At 63.9% G+C, this 19,068-nt stretch carries 14 protein-coding genes; 4 read left to right on the top strand and 10 right to left on the bottom strand.

What is annotated here, in order from left to right; all coding sequences use genetic code 11:
- Positions 1 to 236 precede the first annotated feature (236 nt).
- From KVT37_RS09015 to KVT37_RS08995, 5 genes are read right to left on the bottom strand one after another with little or no spacing between them, the layout of a single operon-like run.
- Positions 237 to 1,064: a dipeptide ABC transporter ATP-binding protein gene (locus KVT37_RS09015; protein WP_217571833.1), complete on the bottom strand. Its 828-nt coding sequence runs from the start codon at positions 1,062 to 1,064 to the stop codon at positions 237 to 239.
- Complete coding sequence (locus KVT37_RS09010) at positions 1,061 to 1,912, bottom strand: ABC transporter ATP-binding protein (RefSeq protein ID WP_217571831.1); 852 nt, start codon at positions 1,910 to 1,912, stop codon at positions 1,061 to 1,063. Before KVT37_RS09010 ends, KVT37_RS09015 begins: the two co-directional genes overlap by 4 nt.
- Positions 1,912 to 2,820, bottom strand: coding sequence for an ABC transporter permease subunit (locus tag KVT37_RS09005; RefSeq protein WP_217571829.1), 909 nt, complete (start codon positions 2,818 to 2,820; stop codon positions 1,912 to 1,914). The genes KVT37_RS09010 and KVT37_RS09005 overlap by 1 nt, the downstream gene beginning before the upstream one ends.
- Positions 2,821 to 3,828 carry an ABC transporter permease subunit gene (locus KVT37_RS09000; RefSeq protein WP_217571827.1) on the bottom strand — a complete coding sequence of 336 codons (1,008 nt, stop codon included), beginning with the start codon at positions 3,826 to 3,828 and terminating at the stop codon, positions 2,821 to 2,823.
- A 50-nt stretch (positions 3,829 to 3,878) separates the two neighbouring features.
- A complete protein-coding gene (locus KVT37_RS08995) occupies positions 3,879 to 5,477 on the bottom strand; it encodes an ABC transporter substrate-binding protein (RefSeq protein WP_217571824.1) in 1,599 nt (532 codons plus the stop codon).
- A 460-nt stretch (positions 5,478 to 5,937) separates the two neighbouring features.
- Between KVT37_RS08995 and KVT37_RS08990 the strand changes: the two genes are divergently transcribed.
- Positions 5,938 to 7,911, top strand: a complete 1,974-nt coding sequence (locus KVT37_RS08990) for a long-chain fatty acid--CoA ligase (RefSeq protein ID WP_217571822.1) — start codon at positions 5,938 to 5,940, stop codon at positions 7,909 to 7,911.
- Between the two features lie 17 nt (positions 7,912 to 7,928).
- On the top strand, positions 7,929 to 8,609 hold the full coding sequence (locus KVT37_RS08985; RefSeq protein WP_217571876.1) for a methyltransferase: 681 nt from the start codon (positions 7,929 to 7,931) through the stop codon (positions 8,607 to 8,609).
- On the opposite strand, the gene KVT37_RS08980 is transcribed toward KVT37_RS08985, so the two are convergent.
- Both KVT37_RS08980 and pgi read right to left on the bottom strand, forming a co-directional pair.
- Positions 8,610 to 9,335, bottom strand: coding sequence for an HAD family hydrolase (locus KVT37_RS08980; RefSeq protein WP_217571820.1), 726 nt, complete (start codon positions 9,333 to 9,335; stop codon positions 8,610 to 8,612).
- Positions 9,336 to 9,340: 5 nt separating this feature from the next.
- Entirely contained in the window at positions 9,341 to 10,984 is a 1,644-nt protein-coding gene (gene pgi / locus KVT37_RS08975; protein WP_217571818.1) for a glucose-6-phosphate isomerase, read from the bottom strand.
- Positions 10,985 to 11,414: 430 nt separating this feature from the next.
- Here pgi and KVT37_RS08970 point away from each other — a divergent pair, with 430 nt between their 5' ends.
- A complete protein-coding gene (locus tag KVT37_RS08970) occupies positions 11,415 to 12,908 on the top strand; it encodes a PLP-dependent aminotransferase family protein (RefSeq protein ID WP_217571816.1) in 1,494 nt (497 codons plus the stop codon).
- A gap of 216 nt (positions 12,909 to 13,124) precedes the next feature.
- The gene (locus tag KVT37_RS08965) at positions 13,125 to 14,714 is read left to right on the top strand and encodes a trimethylamine methyltransferase family protein (protein WP_217571814.1); all 1,590 of its coding nucleotides are present in this window, start codon (positions 13,125 to 13,127) and stop codon (positions 14,712 to 14,714) included.
- A gap of 175 nt (positions 14,715 to 14,889) precedes the next feature.
- Here KVT37_RS08965 and KVT37_RS08960 read toward each other — a convergent pair whose 3' ends face one another.
- The 3 genes from KVT37_RS08960 to KVT37_RS08950 all read right to left on the bottom strand — a co-directional run bounded on the left by KVT37_RS08960 (position 14,890) and on the right by KVT37_RS08950 (position 19,058).
- Positions 14,890 to 15,288 (bottom strand): hypothetical protein, encoded by a 399-nt coding sequence (locus KVT37_RS08960; protein ID WP_217571812.1) that lies wholly within the window; start codon positions 15,286 to 15,288, stop codon positions 14,890 to 14,892.
- A gap of 78 nt (positions 15,289 to 15,366) precedes the next feature.
- On the bottom strand, positions 15,367 to 16,869 hold the full coding sequence (locus KVT37_RS08955; RefSeq protein ID WP_217571810.1) for an FAD-dependent oxidoreductase: 1,503 nt from the start codon (positions 16,867 to 16,869) through the stop codon (positions 15,367 to 15,369).
- A gap of 383 nt (positions 16,870 to 17,252) precedes the next feature.
- Complete coding sequence (locus KVT37_RS08950) at positions 17,253 to 19,058, bottom strand: IlvD/Edd family dehydratase (RefSeq protein WP_217571807.1); 1,806 nt, start codon at positions 19,056 to 19,058, stop codon at positions 17,253 to 17,255.
- Between the last annotated feature and the right edge of the window lie 10 nt (positions 19,059 to 19,068).

Below are 19,068 nucleotides of genomic sequence, written 5' to 3'. Positions count from 1 at the left end.
CGTCGCAAGGAAGCTCCTGGTCGTCCTCAACGCCATCATCAGGGACAAAATCGCATTCGCATGAACACAGTTGCCATTCCGTGACATGCGAGCGCCGCTCACGGCGCAGAATTCTGCTCCGCTGCACTTTTCGGCTGAGGTAACGGAATGGATCCTAGGGTCTACGCGACGCTTTGCGTCGCTCCGCCCTAGGATGACGACCTCTGGGCTTACCGCCCGAGGATGACCAAGAGACGTTAAGCCGCCTTCTTCTTCGCCAACCTCGCCTTGATGCTGGCGATGTCGGCGCGCGGCGTCGCGGCGAACAGCGTCTTGGTGTAGGCGTGCTTGGGGTCGGAGAAGACCTCGTCGCGCGGGCCGTATTCGACGGCTTCGCCGAAATACATCACCATCACGTCGTCGGCGATGTAGCGCACCACCGACAAATCGTGGCTGATGAAGACATAGGTCAGCTGGAACTCGTCCTGCAGGTCGGCAAGCAGGTTGAGCACCTGCGCCTGCACCGAAAGGTCGAGCGCCGAGACCGGCTCGTCCAGCACAAGCAGGCTCGGGTTCAGCATCAGCGCGCGGGCAATGGCGATGCGCTGGCGCTGGCCGCCGGAGAACATGTGCGGATAGCGGTTGTAGTGCTCGGGTCCGAGGCCGACCTTCTTCAGCATCTTCATCGCCAGGTCGCGCCGTTCCTCGGCGGGCTTGTCGGTGTTGATGAGCAGCGGTTCGCCGAGCACGTCGCCGATCTTCTGGCGCGGGTTGAGCGAGCCATAAGGGTTCTGGAAGACGATCTGCACCTTGCGGCGCATTTCCTTGGAGAGCCCGTCCTTGGCGATATCGACCTCGTTGCCGTCGATGAACAGCTCGCCCGAGGTGGCCGGATCGATCAGCGTGATGATGCGGGCGAGCGTGGACTTGCCGCAGCCCGATTCGCCGACGATGGCCAGCGTCTTGCCCTTCTCGACGCTGAAGGAAACGCCCTTCACCGCATGCACGGTGCGCGCACCGCGGAACAGGCCACCGCCGACATGGTAGTCGCGCTTGATGTTCTTGCCTTCGACGACCTTGGTCATGCGCCGGCTCCCGAAGGTGCGGCCTCGAACAGCATGTCCGTGACGGTCGGCAGCCGGTCGCCGACGGCGTTGTCCGGCAATGCCGATAGCAGGGCACGCGTGTAATTGCTCTTCGGCGATTCAAACAGCGACAGCACGTCGGCCTCTTCCATCTTGCGGCCCTTGTACTGGACGATGACGCGGTCGGCGGTCTCGGCCACCACGCCCATATTGTGGGTGATCATGATCAGGCCCATGCCGTATTTGGCCTGCAGCGAAACCAGCAGATCGAGGATCTGCTTCTGGATGGTGACGTCGAGCGCGGTGGTCGGCTCGTCGGCGATCAACAGCTTGGGATTGCAGGCGATCGCCATCGCGATCATGACGCGCTGGCACTGGCCGCCCGACATCTGGTGCGGGAAGGAGTTGAGCCTGTCGGCCGGATCGGGGATGCCGACCTGCTTGAAGAGCTCGATGGCCCGCGCCCGGCGCTGGGCCTTGTCCATGCCCATGTGGAAGCGCAACACCTCCTCGATCTGGAAGCCGACGGTGAAGCAGGGATTGAGGCTGGCGATCGGCTCCTGGAAGATCATGGCGACGTCCTTGCCGATGATCTTGCGACGATCGGCCGGACTGATCTTCAACAGGTCGCGACCGTTGAAATTCATGCGGTCGGCAGTGACGGTCGCCGTCCACGGCAGCAAGCCCATCACGGCCAGCATCGACACCGACTTGCCGGAGCCGGATTCGCCGACGATGGCGAGCACCTCGCGCTCGTCGACATGAAGCGAGACGCCGTCGACGGCGCGGAACGGGCCCGACGCGGTCTGGAATTCGACGACGAGGTTCTGGATGTCGAGCAGCGCCATCACGACCTCCTGAGCTTGGGATCGAGCGCATCGCGCAGGCCGTCGCCGACCAGGTTGATGGCGAGCACGGTGATAAGGATGGCAAGACCCGGGAAGGTCACCACCCACCAGGCGCGCAGGATGAATTCACGCGCCGTGGCGAGCATGGTGCCCCATTCCGGCGTCGGCGGCTGGGCGCCGAGGCCGAGGAAGCCGAGCGCGGCTGCCTCCAGGATGGCGTTGGAGAAGGACAGCGTGCCCTGGACGATCAGCGGCGCCAGGCAGTTGGGCAGGATGGTGGCAAGCATCAGCCTGAGATGACCGGCGCCGGCGACCTTTGCCGCCACGACATATTCGCGGCTTTTCTCGGCCATGACGGCGGCGCGCACCAGGCGGGCGAAATGCGGCTGCAGCACCAGCGCGATCGCCAGCATCGCGTTGAACAGGCCCGGACCGAGGATGGTGACCAGCACCAGCGCCAGAAGCAGCGACGGGAAGGCCAGGATCAAATCCATGACGCGCATGATCGCGACGTCGACCCAGCCGCGGAAATAGCCGGCGAGCAGGCCGAGCGTGATACCGCCGGTCAACGCCAGCGTGACGACGACCGCGCCGATCAGCAGCGAGAAGCGCGCGCCGTAGAGCAGGCGCGAGAGGATGTCGCGGCCTACCGGATCGGTGCCGAGCAGATATTGCGTCGAGCCGCCGTCCTGCCAGGCCGGCGGCCTGAGGAACGCGGTCTTGTCCTGCACGTCGGGCGCATAGGGCGCGAGCAACGGCGCGAAGAGCGCGGCCAGCACCAAAAGGATGAAGACGAACAGGCCGATGACGGCGCCGCGGTTCACCGAGAAATAGTGCCAGAAGGTCTTGAGGCCGGTGAGACGATCCGGGTTGCCGGCGGCCATCGGGGCGATTTCTGTCTGGCTCATTTATGCCGCCCTGATGCGTGGGTTGATGACGGCATAGAGCACATCGACGATGAGGTTCACCGCCATGACGATGAGCGCGATCAAAAGCAGGCCTGACTGCACGACGACATAGTCGCGCTTGGATATGGATTCGACCATCCATCTGCCGATGCCGGGCCACGAGAAGATGGTTTCGGTCAGGATGGCGCCGGCGAGCAGGGTACTAACCTGCAGGCCGATGGTGGTGACCACCGGGATGAGTGCATTGCGCAACGCATGCACGCCGATAACTCGGGCCGACGAGAGGCCTTTGGCGCGGGCAGTCCGGACATAGTCCTCGCTCAGCACCTCGAGCATGGCGGAGCGCGTCTGGCGCGCTATCACAGCCAGCGGAATGGTGCCGAGCACGATTGTCGGTAGCACCAGATGGCGCAATACCGAGCGAAATGCAGCCCACTTGCCGTAGATCAAGGTGTCGATGGTCATGAAGCCGGTGATCGGCTTGAAGAAGTACTGCAAGTCGATGCGGCCGTTAACTGGTGTCCAGCCAAGATAACCGGAGAAAAAGATGATCAGCAGCAGGCCCCACCAGAAGATCGGCATGGAATAGCCGACGAGCGCCGTGCCCATCAGCGATTGATCGAACCACGAGCCTCGCTTGACGGCCGCGAAGATGCCGGCCGGAATGCCGAGCGCCATGGCGAAGATCATGGCGAAGAAGGACAGTTCCAGCGTCGCCGGGAAGAGCGTCTTGAACTCCTCGATCACCGGGCGCTTGGACGAAATGGAGACGCCGAAATCGCCGGTGGCGACTTCACCGACATAGCGCGCATACTGCTCCCAGATCGGCAGATCATAGCCGAACTGATGCTTGAGCTCTTCGTAGCGGGCGGGCGCGACGCCGTGTTCGCCGGCCATGGCGAGGATCGGATCGCCGGGCAGCAACCGGACGAAGGCGAAGGCGCAGATGGTGATGCCGACCAAAGTCGGGATCAGGAGAGCGATTTTGTTGAGAAGATATCGGAGCATCGTCGAATTGAAGGGGGCGGCGCCAAAGTTGCGCCGCCCCGTTCGCAATATTATTCGGCCTTGTCAACGCCGTCGAAGCGATGAATGCCGAGCGGGTCCATCTTGAAGCCGCTGACATTATTGCGGACGACCGCGTAGACCTGGCTGTGAGCCAGCAGGAAAGCCGGAGCTTCCTTGGCGAAGATCACCTGCGCCTGCTCATAGAGCTTGGTGCGCTCGGCCTGGTCGCTGGTCTTCTTGGCCTTCTGGATCAGGTCCTCGAAGTCCTTGTCGCACCAGCTGGAGTAGTTCGAGACACCGATGGCCGAGCAGGCGAACAGGGTGGCGAAGAAGTTGTCCGGATCGCCATTGTCGCCGGTCCAGCCGACCTGGAAGGCGCCGGGACGGTCCTTCTTCTTGCCTTCGGCGCGATACTTGGTCCACTCGTAGTTGACGATTTCAGCCTTGACGCCGACCTTGGCCCAGTCGGCCTGGATCAGCTCCGCGGCGCGCTGGAAGTTCGGGTTGTAGGGACGGGCACGGTCGGAGGCCCAGAGCTGGATTTCCTTCAGCCCGGCAGCCTCAAGCACCTTCTTGGCCGCATCCGGATTGTAGGCGTCGGTCTTCACATCCTTGTCCCACGACCACATGGTCGGCGGGATCAGGTTTTCGGCGGGCGTGGCGCCGGCATCCTGGAACAGCGACTTGATCAGCGCTTCCCGGTCGATCGCCTGGTTGAGCGCATGGCGCACTTCCGGCTTGTCGAGCGGCGGGATCGTGGTGTTGTAGCTCATATAGCCGATGTTCAGGCCGGCCTGATCCATCAGGGTCACGTCCTTATTGGCCTTGACCGTGGCGAGGTCGGCCGGGTTCGGATAGACCGTGATATCGCATTCGCCAGCCAGCACCTTCTGGACGCGGGCAGTCGCGTCAGGCGTGATGGCGAAGACGAGATCGTCGATCTTTTCCTTGCCCTTGAAGTAGTCCGGGTTGGCCGCGTAGCGGATGACCGAATCCAGCTGATAGTCGACGAACTGGTACGGACCGGTGCCGATCGGCTTGGTCGAGAAGTCGGCCATCTTGCCGTCTTTCTGCAGCTGGTCGGCATATTCCTTCGACACGATCGAGGCGAAGTCCATGCCGAGATTGGCCAGCATCGGGGCGTTCGGCTCGGTCAGCGTCAGCTTGACGGTGAGGTCGTCGACCTTCTCCCATTTGGCGACATATTTCGGCATATCCATGCCGGTGTAATAGTCCCAGGTGAGGTTCGGCAGATACTTGTCGCCGTTCCAGGGATTTTCCTTGTTGAACTGACGATCGAAGGAGAAGACGACGTCATCGGCGTTGAGGTCGCGCGTCGGCTTGAAATAGTCGGTGGTCTGGAACTTCACGCCCGGATGCAGGTGGAAAGTATAGACCAGGCCATCGTCGGAAATTTCCCATTTGTCGGCAAGACCCGGCTCGACTTCGGTGCCGCCGTGCTTGAACTCGACCAGTCGCGAATAGACCGTGCGCGACGAAGCGTCGAAGTCGTTACCGCCGGTCGTGGTACCGGGATCGAAATTGGCCGGCGACGCTTCCGAGCAATATACAAGCGTCTTAGCACTGGCCATGCCGCTGAGGACGCTTGCAGCCAGCAACGCGGCTGCAAAAGTCATTGTCTTTTTCATTGAGCACTCCCTGATGTTCTCTCAAGCCCCTCTATCAGGCTCGCGAAGGGCGCATATAAGCACCGTTTCTTCGCCTTTGGAACACCCCGTTTGCGTACCCCATGGGAAGCAGGAAAAGAATCTAGTTTTTGCTCAAAATTGAGAAAATGTGAGTAGTTTTTTCTGCTCACGACATTATTAACGACGGGATTTTTTTATTGATCGGCCACCTTTCGAAATGAGCGCGCGGGGCATGACCACGCAGGATCAGCCGGTCGTCCAGGCATGGCGCGGGGGCCATCGAGGCATGCGATTTCGACGGCAAATCTTTCCCCGGCTTGCCGCTGGGGCAAGGCTTGCACGGCCGCCGATAGAGGCAATACATAGACGATTGGCGGAATTTCCCGGAAAATCCGTGACCGGCGTGGAGGACGCTTCCTTGAAGCGAGCGCCCCAGATCGAAGGCGACAGGGAGAGACAGGTGGCAAAAGCAGCCAAGACGACAGCCCCGGCGAAAGCAAAGGCCAAGGCCGCCGCCGAAAGCGACGCGCCCAAAGCCGCCAAGGCCGCCGCGCCGAAAACCAAAACGACCGCAAAGGCGGCGCCCGCAAAGCCAACCTCGAAGCCGACCGCTGCCAAGCCCGCGACCACGAAGGCCAAGGCGGCAGGCGTGAAGCCGGCCACCGCAAAGGCTGCCGCGAAAGCGGCGCCGGCGGCCGATACCGCCAGGCCTGCCGCGAAGGGTCTGCCGAAAGCGATCACCGAGCTCACCGTCGGCCTGCCGGAAAAGCCGTGGCTGAAGAGCTATCCGAAGAACATGCCGGCAGAGATCGGCGCCCTGCCCTACAAATCCATCGGCGAGTTCCTGGTCGGCGCCTGCAAGCAATTCGCCGTGCAGCCAGCCTTCGTGTGCATGGGTAAGTCGATCACCTATGCCGAGCTCGAGCGGCTCTCGGCCGCCTTCGGCGCCTATCTGCAGGCGAGAGGGCTGGAAAAGGGCGCGCGCGTGGCGCTGATGATGCCGAACGTGCTGCAATATCCGGTGGCGATGATGGCGGTGCTTCGCGCCGGCTACACGGTGGTGAACATCAACCCGCTCTACACGCCGCGCGAACTGGAACACCAGCTGAAGGATTCCGGCGCGCAGGCGATCGTCATCCTCGAAAATTTCGCCGGCACACTGCAAGCGGTGATCGCCAGGACGCCGGTGAAGCATGTCATCGTCGCTTCGATGGGCGACATGCTGGGCGGCCTCAAGGGCGCCATCGTCAACCTCGTCGTGCGGCGGGTGAAGAAGATGGTCCCGGCATGGTCGCTGCCCGGCCACGTCAAGTTCAACGCGGTGCTCAAAACCGGCGCATCCATCGCCTTCAAGCCGCCGACCGTCTTGGGCGACGACATCGCCTTCCTGCAATATACGGGCGGCACCACCGGCATCTCGAAGGGCGCGACGCTCTTGCATCGCAACGTGCTTTCGAACGTCGCGCAGAATTCGCTGTGGGTGGAGGACGCCTATGCGGTGAAGCCGAAGCCGGCGCATCTCAACTTCATCTGCGCGCTGCCGCTCTATCACATCTTCGCGCTGACGGTGAACGCGCTGATGGGCATGCAGCAGGGCGCGCAGAACGTGCTGATCCCCAATCCGCGCGACATTCCGGGCTTCGTCAAGGAACTGGCGAAATACCCGATGCACATCTTCCCCGGCCTCAACACGCTGTTCAACGCGCTGCTCAACAATGAGGAATTCCGCAAGCTCGACTTCAAGCCGCTGATCCTGACTTTGGGCGGCGGCATGGCGGTGCAGAAAGGGGTGGCCGAGCGCTGGAAGGCGCTGACAGGCTGCCCGGTCAGCGAAGGCTACGGGCTCTCCGAAACCTCGCCGGTGGCGACCGCCAACAAGTTCAGCTCCAGCGACTTCACCGGCACGATCGGCCTGCCGCTGCCCTCGACCGAGATCGCCATCCGCGATGACGACGGCAACAACGTGCCGCTCGGCGAAGTCGGCGAGATCTGCATCCGCGGGCCTCAGGTGATGGCCGGCTACTGGAACCGCCCGGACGAGACCGCCAAGGTGATGACCAAGGACGGCTTCTTCAAATCCGGCGACATGGGCTTCATGGACGAGCGCGGCTACACCAAGATCGTCGACCGCAAGAAGGACATGATCCTGGTCTCCGGCTTCAACGTCTATCCGAACGAACTGGAAGAAGTGGTGGCGCACCATCCGGGCGTGCTGGAAGTGGCGGCGATCGGCGTGCCGGACGAGCACTCCGGCGAAGTGCCGAAGCTCTTCGTGGTCAGGAAGGACCCGGCGCTCACCATCGAGACCTTGATGGCCTATTGCCGTGAGAACCTGACCGGCTACAAGCGGCCGAAATTCATCGAGTTCCGCACCGAGCTGCCGAAGACGCCGGTCGGCAAGATCCTGCGGCGGGCGCTGCGGGACCAGGCTTGAACGAACCTTCCGAGGCGATGCGGGAGCGGGAGCGGCTCGATCCGGTGGAATTCATCCGGGCAAACATGCGGCTGACGCCGGTGCCATCGCTGCCGGAGATCAGGCTCTATCTGGCGCATCCCGGCAGCGGGCTGCGACGGCTGCTCGAACCGGACGGCGACAGCGACGAAAGCGGCCCTGAGCCACAGCCGCCCTACTGGGCCTATGCCTGGGCCGGCGGCGCTGTGCTGGCCCGCTATATCCTCGAGCGTCCGTCGATCGTGGCCGGCAAGCGGGTGCTCGATCTCGGCGCCGGCTCGGGGCTGGTCGGCATCGCCGCGCTGAAAGCCGGAGCGCGTGCGGTGATCGCGGCGGAGATCGACCGCAACGGCCTCGCGGCGCTACGCCTCAACGCGGAAGCCAGTGAGGTCGCGATCCAGATATGCGACGAGGACGTCACCGCCGGTCCGCCACCGGCGGTCGACCTGGTGCTCGCCGGCGATGTCTTCTACGCCCAGGACGTGGGCCAGCGGATGGTGCCATTCCTCGACCGCTGCCTCGCCGACGGCATCGACGTGCTGGTCGGCGACCCCGGCCGCGCCTGGCTGCCCCGGTCGCGGCTTTCCCTGCTCGGCGAATATCAGGTGCCGGATGTCGGCGGAAACGGCGGCGGCGAGCCGAAGCCAAGCGCGGTGTTCGCCTTTGTCGCGGAAGGCTGATCAGCCCGCCGGCACGCTCATGCGCGCGGCGAGAAAATCCGGCAGGTCGGCGACCGAATCCAGGATGATGTCCGCCATCGGCGCCAGCGAGTCGCGCGTGCCTGTGCCGGACAGCACGCCTACCGCTAGGCCGCAGCCGCCGGCTCGCGCCATTTCGAGGTCGTGGCGGTTGTCGCCGACCATGGCGATCTCGCCGGGCCTCAGCCCGGTCAGGTCGCAGAAGGCGACGACCGTGTCCGGCGCCGGCTTCGGATTGGCCACCGCATCATAGCCGAAGGCGGCGTCGAAGAGCTGCGCGACACCGAGCGTGGCGAGCGTCTTCTCGGCGCCGCTGGTGGAATCATTGGTGGCGACGCCCATGCGATAGGCGCGCTTGTGCAGCGTGCGCAGCGAATCGATGACGCCGGGAAGCGCCACCGCCATCGACGAGCCCTGAACCGAGGTGATCTCGTTGAAGCGGGAGACGGCGAGCAGCTGGTCCTCGTTGGACAGGCGCGGGAACCAGAGCTCGACGACATCCATGTTCGAGCCGGACGCGAAGATCGAATCGGGCTTGAAGCGCTTGCTGGCGAAATCGAAGCCGGCTGCGGCGAGCAGCCTGTCGGCCTTCCAGCGGTCGCCCTCGGCGGCGTCCATGGCCATGAAATCGGCGATGCCGAGCCAGGTTGCGTTGAAATCGACAAGCGTCCCGTCCTTGTCGAAGAGAATTCCCTTGATGTCTGCCAATCCTTTTACTCCGAACCGCGCAAGTGGTGGATGTGTCCCACCAGACCGGCAGTCGAGGCGTCGCGTTTTGCGGCAGTCTCCTTGCCCTCAACGACAGGCAGCAGTCCTGTCGCCAATTCCTTACCCAACTCAACACCCCATTGGTCGAAGGAATTGATGTTGAACAGCGTGCCTTCGACGAAGACGCGATGTTCATAAAGCGCGATAAGCCGACCCAATGTACGCGGATCGAGCTTGCGGTAGAGGATGGTCAGCGAAGGGCGGTTGCCTGAGAAGACGCGGTGCGGCGCGATGCGGTCGACCTCGGCCGGGTTCATGCCCTTGGCCAGCATCTGCGCACGTGCTTCCTCCAGCGTGCGGCCCTTCATGAAGGCTTCCGACTGCGCCAGGCAATTGGCGAGCAGAAGGTCGTGCTGATGCTTCAGCTCCGGCTCGTGGCCGACAGCGGCGGCGAGGAACTCGACCGGGATGAAGTCGGTGCCCTGGTGCAGAAGCTGGAAGAAGGCATGCTGGCCGTTCGTGCCGGGCTCGCCCCAGACCAGCGGACCGGTGGGCGTGGCGACGGCGGTGCCGTCCAGCGTCACGCTCTTGCCGTTCGATTCCATGTCGAGCTGCTGCAGATAGGCCGGCAGGCGCGACAGACGCTGGTCGTAGGGGATGACGGCGCGAGCCGGATATTTGCAGACGACCCGGTGCCACCAGCCGATCAAGCCGAGCAATGCCGGCAGGTTCCTCTGCAGCGGCGCGGTGCGGAAATGCTCGTCCATCTCATGCGCGCCGTCGAGGAAGGCGCGGAAGTTGCGCGGGCCGACGGAAATCATCACCGGCAGGCCGATGGCGCTCCACACCGAGTAGCGGCCGCCGACCCAGTCCCAGAAGCCGAAGACGCGGTCCCGTTCGATGCCGAACTTCGCCACCAGGTCGAGGGCGGTCGAGACGGCGGCGAAATGCTTGCCGACCGCGTCCTTGCCAAGCGCCTTCTGCACCCAGTCGCGCGCCGTCTGCGCATTCGTCATCGTCTCGACCGTGGTGAAGGTCTTGGAGGCAATGATGAACAACGTCGTTTCCGCCGACAGGCCCTTCAGCGTGTCATGGATATGCGCGCCGTCGACATTCGAGACGTAATGCGCGCGCGGCCCGTCATGATAGGGCGCGAGCGCCAGCGTCACCATCGCCGGGCCGAGGTCCGAGCCGCCGATGCCGATGTTGACGATGTCGGTGATCTTCTTGCCGGTGGCGCCGGCCGCCTTGCCGGAGCGGATGGCGTCGGCGAAGGCGCCCATGGCGTCGAGCACGGCAATCACGTCGGCCTTGGTGTCCTGGCCATCGACGATGACGCTTTTTCCCGTCAGGTTGCGCAGCGCGGTGTGCAGCACGGCGCGGTTCTCGGTGATGTTGATCTTCTTGCCTTCGAACATCGCGGCGCGGCGGCCATCGAGATCGGCGGCGCCGGCGAGCTTCTCCAGCATCGCCATCGTGTTTGCGTCGACCGCGCATTTCGACCAGTCGAGCAGAAGATCGCCATCGGTGGCGGAAAATGTCTCGAAGCGTTTGGGATCGGCGGCGAAGGCCTCGCGCATCGAGCCCTTGGCCGCCGCGCGTTGATCACGCAACGCAGCAAGTTGCTTGTCGAAAGAAGACTGGTCCACTGGCGGGCTCCTGGCGGGTTTTTAGACCATTTTAACAGGCCGGATGTTTCCGGCGCGTGTCGCCAACACTCTATCTAGCCGATTTCCATTTCATTCAAGCGCGGCTTTGCCGCACTGCATCACGCTTTGATGAGGGGTGGTGTTGGATGGTGAGGACGCGAGGATCTCGTCGCGGGGGGGGCCGCACCGCGGGGCGACGATGCCGTCGCATTGCGACTTTTGGGGTACTCCAACGACGCGGTGCATGTGGGGCGACGATGCTGCGCATCGCGCCTAGTCGCGCGGCGACGACGCTGCGCGTCGCGCTTGATAGATCACTGGCATAAATCCCAGCGATCAGAAAAATTGATTGGCGCAACCCCTTATGCCACCCATACACTCCACTGGTCCAGCCAAGTGAAAACAGCTGGCCATCCGAGGAAGATTTCCCATGCCACAGCGCAATGACACGGCCATATGGTCCGGCCTGTTCCGGATTTCGGCCGAATCCGGCCAAACCCTGCAGGCGCAGATTCGCCAGGCGATCGTCGCAGCCATTCTCGACCGACAAATCGCCGCTTCGATGCCGCTGCCGTCCTGCCGGATTCTGGCGGAAAAACTTGGGGTTGCCCGCGGCACGGTGGTGCTTGCCTTCCAGCAGCTGGTCGACCAGGGTTTTCTCGTGGCGCGCGAGCGGCGCGGCCATTTCGTCAACCCGGACGTGCTGGCCACTCCCGCCAAGCCGCACCAGAAGGCGCCAGACCAGCAGAACGAGATCGACTGGAAGGCGCGCCGGCAGATCGCCGCCAGCGACATGCCGCCGCCGGCCAAGCACGACAACTGGATCAAGTCCTCCTACCCGTTCGTCTACGGCCAGTTCGATCCGGCGCTGTTCCCGACCGCGGAATGGCGCGAGTGCAACCGCATGGCGCTGGCCGTGCTGGAAATCCGCAACTGGGCGTCCGACATGGTCGACCGCGACGATCCGCTACTGATCGAGCAGATCCAGGCCAGGCTTCTGCCGCGCCGCGGCATCTTCGCCAATCCGGACGAGATCATCGTGACGCTGGGCGCGCAGAACGCGCTCTACATGCTCGCGTCGCTCTTGATGACCAAGGGTTCGAAGGTGGCGATGGAAGACCCGGGCTATCCCGATGCCCGCTCGATCTTCCGGCTCGCCGGCGCCGATATCCAGCCGGTTCCGGTCGATCAGTCCGGTATCGTAACGTCCTCTATCCCCAGCGATTCCGGCTTCGTCTTCGTCACACCCAGCCACCACTGCCCGACCATGGTGCCGCTGTCGGCGGAGCGGCGGCAGGACCTCCTGGCGCGCGCCAACCGCAACAACCAGATCATCATCGAGGACGGCTATGACAGCCAGTTGCTCGACGAGGCGCCGCAGCAGGCGCTGAAGAGCCTCGATCGTTCGGGCCGTGTCGTCTATGTCGGCTCGATGTCGAAGACGCTGGCTCCGGGTCTCAGGCTTGGCTACATCGTCGCCTCGGCCGGGTTGATCGCTGAGCTTCGCGCGCTGCGCCGCTTCATGCTCAGGCATCCGCCGGCGAACAACCAGCGCGCCGTCGCGCTGTTCCTATCGTTGGGCCACCACGAGGCGCTTGTGCGCAGGCTTTCCGCCGCCTTCGACGAGCGGCGCAAGCGTCTGGTCCATGCGATTTCCGCTTTCCTGCCAGAGTGGCGCTCGACCGACTCGGCGGGCGGCACATCGCTCTGGCTGGAAGGGCCGCGCGGCACCGATTCACGCGGGCTCGCCGAGGCGGCCGCTTCGCGCAGCGTCATCATCGAACCCGGCGACCGGTTCTTCGACCGCAGCGAAAAGCCCTCTCGTTTCATGCGTTTGGGCATCTCCTCGATCTCGCTGCAGCATATCGAGCCGGGCATCCGCGAACTCGCCACCGCCGCCGGTCGCAGGCCGGCGGCCGCCTGACCGCCACAGATAAAAAGAGCCGGCTCCGCGCCGGCTCTTTTTGTTTGGCGCCGCTCCCGCCACTTTAGCATTCTGGCATATTCGACGGCATTGGCTGGCCCATAGGCTGTGCCAATGTCAGCGGCATAGTCGGGGCCAGAAGGGGACGAAGCAGGCCGATGGTGGACCAACCGCCGCGTCCCGCCTCGCAGATAAAGACAAAGGTGGAGTGCTTCCATGTCAGTGGCTCTCGAGAAGCAGGAAGCGTCGTCGGACCAGCGTTCGCGGCGTTCCGGGGGGCGCGAAGCGCGCCGCGCGATGCGGGCGGCGCCTTTGGCCGACGACATCCGTCCGGTGCGGGCGGGGCTTGAAGGCGGCAGCTATGGCCCATTGAGCCAGAACGACAAGGAACGCATCCACGAAGCGGTGCTGACGCTGCTGGAGACCGTCGGCTTCGCCAACGCCATCCCGTCCTGCGTCGAAGCATTGACCCGGGTCGGCGGCACCTATGGCGACGACGGCCGCATCCGGCTGCCGCGCGCGCTCGTGCTGGACACGATCAAGAATGCGGCCCGCAATTTCACCCTGTACGGCCAGGATCCGAAGCACGACATGCTGATCCAGGGCAAACGCGTGCATTACGGCACGGCGGGCGCGGCGGTGCATCTGGTCGACGTCGAGAAGCGCGAATATCGCGAATCGCTGTTGCAGGATCTCTATGATGCCGCCCGCCTCGTCGACGGGCTGGACAACATCCATTTCTTCCAGCGCACCATGGTGCCGCGCGACATCCCCGATCCGCTCGATATGGATTTCAACACGCTCTATGCCTGCGTGATGGGGACCTCCAAGCATGTCGGCACCTCCTTCACGGTGCGCGAAAACGTCAAGCCGGCGCTGGAAATGCTCTATGCGATCGCCGGCGGCGAGGAGAATTTCAGGGCGCGGCCGTTCGTGTCGAACTCGAACTGCTTCGTCGTGCCGCCGATGAAATTCGCCGAGGACGCCTGCGGCGTGCTCGAAGCCTGCGTCGAGGGCGGCATCCCGATCCTGCTTCTGTCGGCCGGCCAGGCCGGCGCCACGGCGCCCGCCGCGATCGCCGGCGCCGTCGTGCAGGCGGTGGCGGAAGTGCTGATGGGCCTGGTCTATGTCAACACCATCAAGCCCGGGCATCCGGCGATCTTCGGCACCTGGCCCTTCGTTTCCGATCTCAGGACCGGCGCCATGTCCGGCGGTTCGGCCGAGCAGGCTGTGCTGACCGCGGCCTGCGCGCAGATGGCGCAATATTACGACCTGCCGGGCGGTTCGGCCGCCGGCATGACGGATTCGAAGCTGCCCGACATCCAGTCCGGCTATGAAAAAGGCATCACCGACGTGATGGCCGGTCTTGCGGGCCTCAATCTCGTCTATGAATCAGCCGGCATGCATGCCTCGCTGCTTGGCTTCTGCCTCGAAAGCCTGATCATCGACAACGACATGCTCGGTCACTGCCTGCGCTGCGTGCGCGGCATCGAGGTGACCGACGAGGCGCTGTCGATCGACACAATCGCCGATGTCTGCATGAAGGGTCCCGGACACTATCTCGGCAACGATCAGACGCTGAAGCTGATGCAGACCGAGTATTTCTACCCCGCCGTCGGCGACCGTTTCTCGCCCAAGGAATGGAACGAAAAGGGCCGGCCCGACATCCTGTCGCGGGCAATCGCGGAGAAGAAACGCGTGCTTGCCGAGCGGTTCCCGCGGCATGTGTCGCGTATCCTCGACGACAAATTGCGCGCCCGCTTCGGCGAGATGATCAAGCTGCCGCGCAGCGGCATGGGCGGCTAGGACGCATCGATATTCCGGTGAGGCCGGTCTGCAAACGATATTTTTCTGCGCTTCCGGTGCTCACGTACTTAAGTACGCTCCGCTCCGGTTCTCGAAAAACACCTTGTTTGGTCGCTTCGCGCCCGTCTTCGACTCCGACTCGGCCTGACCGGAATCTCAACGCGCCCTACCCAAGTCACTCAGCGGTCAGCCCGTAGCGTTCAACCACCTCGGCGTTGATCAGCTTGGCGTGCAGCGTCATCAGCACGATCTGCGCGTCGAAACTGTCGCCGGCTTCGAGCGCCGCCTCGATGCGGCGCTCGACCTCTAGCGTCCGCTCCCGGCCGTTGGCCTGCTCGAACACGTCCGGCCCGGCGACGCAATAGCCGCAGAGTTGCGCCACGGATGTGTAGGCATCGGCCGGCGGTTCGTTGGGCCAGCGGTCATTCATCAGGTTGACGATGGTGAGTTTCACGCCTTCTGGCACCAGGGCCGGATGCAGGTCGGCCTTGCGCAAGGCGTCGTCGAGCTGGCGCAGATCGCTGGAGCGGCCGAACATGCCGAGGAAGCCGAGGGAAGAACGCCGTTTCGCCACGATGGTCCTTTCGATCCGATACCCTCATTCATATGGGAGCCACAGACGGCTTTGCACGGTCCTCTTGCAGGCCTGGTCTCAGGCAAGCCAATTTCCAAGGCCGAACTCCTGCCGCAGAAGTTCCTCGGCGCTCTCCAAAGCGCCCTCGATCCAACCATGGTTGTTGGACCAGGCCTCGCCACAGAGATAAAGGTTCGGCGCCAGCGTCCGCATGCCTTCGGCTACGGTCGTGATGTCGGTGCCGCGGTCCCACACATGAGAGGCGCCGCCATAGGCCGATGCGCCCCAGTCCTGCGCGAAACCGCCCATCGGTCTCGGCTGGGTGCCCGGCGGCCGGCAGACTTCCAGCATCTGCGTGTGGAACGCCTCGAGCGCCGGATGTCCTCCCGGCAGTGATGCAAAGCCGCTGCGGGGGTCGAGCTGCGGCAGCAATTGCTTCCAGTAGCCGATGGACGGGCCATCGCAATAGGCGACGGCCACCCCGCGGCGAACCGGGCCGCTTCCGGCAGCCGTGCGGGCAAAATGCCAGATCTGGCGAGCCGGCAGGTCAGTGACGCTATGGCCACCTGCGATGCCCAGTCTTTCCCACCAGGCGTCCGGATAGCAGACGGCGAGCGCCAGCATCGGCCAGGGTTTTGCGCGAGCAATGTCCTCGACAGCACTCTTTCCGACGAACGATCGCGAGTTGTCGACCAGCGCTTGCAGCGGCAGCGCCGGCAAAGCCAGCACGACCTTGCGGGCTTCAATCTCGAAGGAACCGCTCTCGGCGGCGACCGACAATGCCAGACCTTGCGGGGACGGTTCGGCCAAGACGACCGTGTGATTCGTTTTGACGGCTCCGCCACGAGCGACGACCTGCGCGGCAATCCGCTCGGCGATCGGCTGGAACCCGCCATCGGGCGAGAGGTAGGAACGCCCGCCACTCAGTTCGCCCAGCGCAAGCTTGAACGTCTCAGCGGCATTGGGCCCGTGCAGCAGCAGCGAATATCCGACGGCGTCTTCCGCGAAAGCCATCTCGTCGGGCTCGAGCACTGTCGACAGGACCTCCCGGGTTGACCAGTCGATCAGCTTGCGGCCGCGGTAAATATGATCTGCCGCTCCGTTCCATTCGTCGCTGCCGAAAGTCTCGGAACCCGGGACAATTTCGGCGGCTGCCTTTCGCAGCAGCCGGGACGGGCCCTTGGCCTGCAGGCGACGCGACAGCCGGTAGGGAAAAAGACGACGCGGGGCAAAGCGCGAAATCTGGCCGTAAGGGAGGCTCCTGCCGCGCAGATGCAGCCTATTGGCCTTCGTGACGACGACCGGATGGCACATGGTCGCCCCCATGGCGGCGGACAGCTTCCGCAGCAGCCGGTGTTCGGGCAACAGCGTCATGGCGCCGAGATCGATGGCGAAGTCCGGCTCGCCCGGAAAGCAAACCGTCGACGCACGGCCACCGACGCGGTTGGTGGACTCCAAGACCACGATCCGCGTGAACGGCGCCTCGCAGAGCAGACGCCACGCGACGAACAGGCCGGCCATGCCAGCACCAACGATGGCGACGTCGAGCAGCCCTTTCTGACGGGATTCAGCCACTGCCATCGGCGTCATCGGCCTCGCACGGACTGGTTGTGAATAGCCTCTTGATTTCGTCTAGAAATCCCGGAAACTGATCGCAAGCTGAAACCGTACCGGTTTGCACAACAATCAGGTTCGGTAGTCGGATCGAACAAGGGTTGTCGGGGGAAGACATTATGAAGAAGCTGTATCAGGCACCGGTCATTCGAAAGGTGGGGCGGTTGTCCGCTGTCACGGCTATCGCTCCGTCCTCAGGCGCGCCGCCGACCTAAGTCGGATTCTGCAGGAAGCCGCCCGCAGACCATCAAAATAGCCGGCGCGCAGCCTGCCGCGACAATCTCATTAATCGATACCTGAAAATGCTGGCCGAACGGCCAGCATTTTTTGTGCTCTCGCGCGGCTGACAATCAGTGATTGTCGCGCGGCACGCCGCTGGTATGCGCGACGTCCTGGTACTTCACCGCGGGCTTCAGCACCATGCCGGCCGAGAACTGGTCGACCATGCCGCGCTGGATCTCCTGCCACGGCGTCTGGTGCTTGGGATAGTGATAGCCGCCATTGCCTTCTATCGCCGCGCGCCGCTTGGCGATCTCCTCGTCGCTGACGAGGATATTGGCCGTGCCCTTCTTAAGGTCGATGCGGACGCGGTCGCCGGTCTTGAGCAGCGCAAGGCCACCGCCGATTGCGGCTTCCGGCGAGGCGTTGAGGATCGACGGCGAGCCTGACGTGCCGGACTGGCGGCCATCGCCAATACAGGCCAGCGAATGGATGCCCTTCTTGATCAGGTAGGCCGGCGGCTGCATGTTGACCACCTCGGCGCCGCCCGGATAGCCGACCGGACCGGCGCCGCGCATGAACAGGATGGTGTGCTCGTCGATGCCCTGCGCCGGATCGTCGATGCGGGCGTGGTAATCCTCCGGCCCGTCGAAGACGATGGCGTTGCCCTCGAAAGCCTCGGGATCGTTCGGGTTGGAGAGGTAACGCTGGCGGAATTCGGGCGAGATGCCGCTGGTCTTCATGATGGCGGAATCGAACAGATTGCCCTTGAGGTTGATGAAGCCGGCATTGGCCTTGAGCGGCTGGTCGGCGCCGTGGATGACGTCGTGGTTCTCGTTGACGGCATCCCGGCAATTGTCGCCCATCGACTTGCCGTTGGCGGTGATGGCGTCGGGATGGGGCAGCAGGCCGCCCTTCATCAGTTCGGCGACGACCGCCGGCACGCCGCCGGCGTGGTGATAGTCCTCGCCAAGGTATTCGCCGGTCGGCTGCAGGTTGACGAGCAGCGGCACGTTGAGGCCGATCTTCTGCCAGTCGTCATTGTCGAGCGGAACGCCGAGATGGCGGGCAATGGCGTTGAGATGGATCGGCGCGTTGGTCGAGCCGCCGATCGCCGAGTTGACGACGATGGCGTTCTCGAAGGCCTGGCGCGTCATGATGTCGGAGGGCTTCAGGTCCTCATGCACCATGTCGACGATGCGCTTGCCGGTCTCGTAGGCGATCTGGCCGCGCTCGCGATAGGGCGCCGGAATGGCGGCCGAGCCCGGCAGCTGCATGCCGAGCGCCTCGGCCAGCGAGTTCATCGTCGTGGCGGTGCCCATGGTGTTGCAATAGCCGGTCGACGGCGCCGAGGAGGCGACGATGTCCATGAACTCGTCATAGTCGATCTCGCCGGCCGAGAGCCTTTGCCGGGATTCCCAGACGATGGTGCCGGAACCGGTGCGCTTGCCCTTGTGCCAGCCGTTCAGCATCGGGCCGACTGACAGCGCGATCGCCGGAATGTTGACGGTGGCCGCCGCCATGAGCAGCGCCGGCGTGGTCTTGTCGCAGCCGATGGTGAGCACGACACCGTCGAGCGGATAGCCGTAGAGCACCTCGACGAGGCTCAGATAAGCCAGGTTGCGGTCGAGCGAGGCGGTCGGGCGCTTGCCGGTCTCCTGGATCGGATGGCACGGGAACTCGAAGGGGATGCCGCCCATCGAGACGATGCCTTCGCGCACGCGCTTGGCGAGCTCGAGGTGATGCCTGTTGCAGGGCGAAAGGTCGGAACCGGTCTGCGCGATGCCGATCAGCGGCTTGCCCGACATCAGCTCGGCGCGGGTCAGGCCGTAGTTCAGATAGCGTTCGAGATAGAGCGCCGTCATGCCCGGATTGTCGGGGTTGTCGAACCACTCCTGCGAGCGAAATTTCTTCTTCCTGGTGGGGGCGCCTGCCATGGTGGTCTCC

The sequence above is a fragment of the Mesorhizobium sp. GbtcB19 genome (genome assembly GCF_019091085.1).
In the GTDB taxonomy this organism is placed as follows: domain Bacteria; phylum Pseudomonadota; class Alphaproteobacteria; order Rhizobiales; family Rhizobiaceae; genus Mesorhizobium.
Note: the sequence above shows the minus strand (reverse complement) of the source record. Positions and strands in the feature narration are given on the sequence as shown.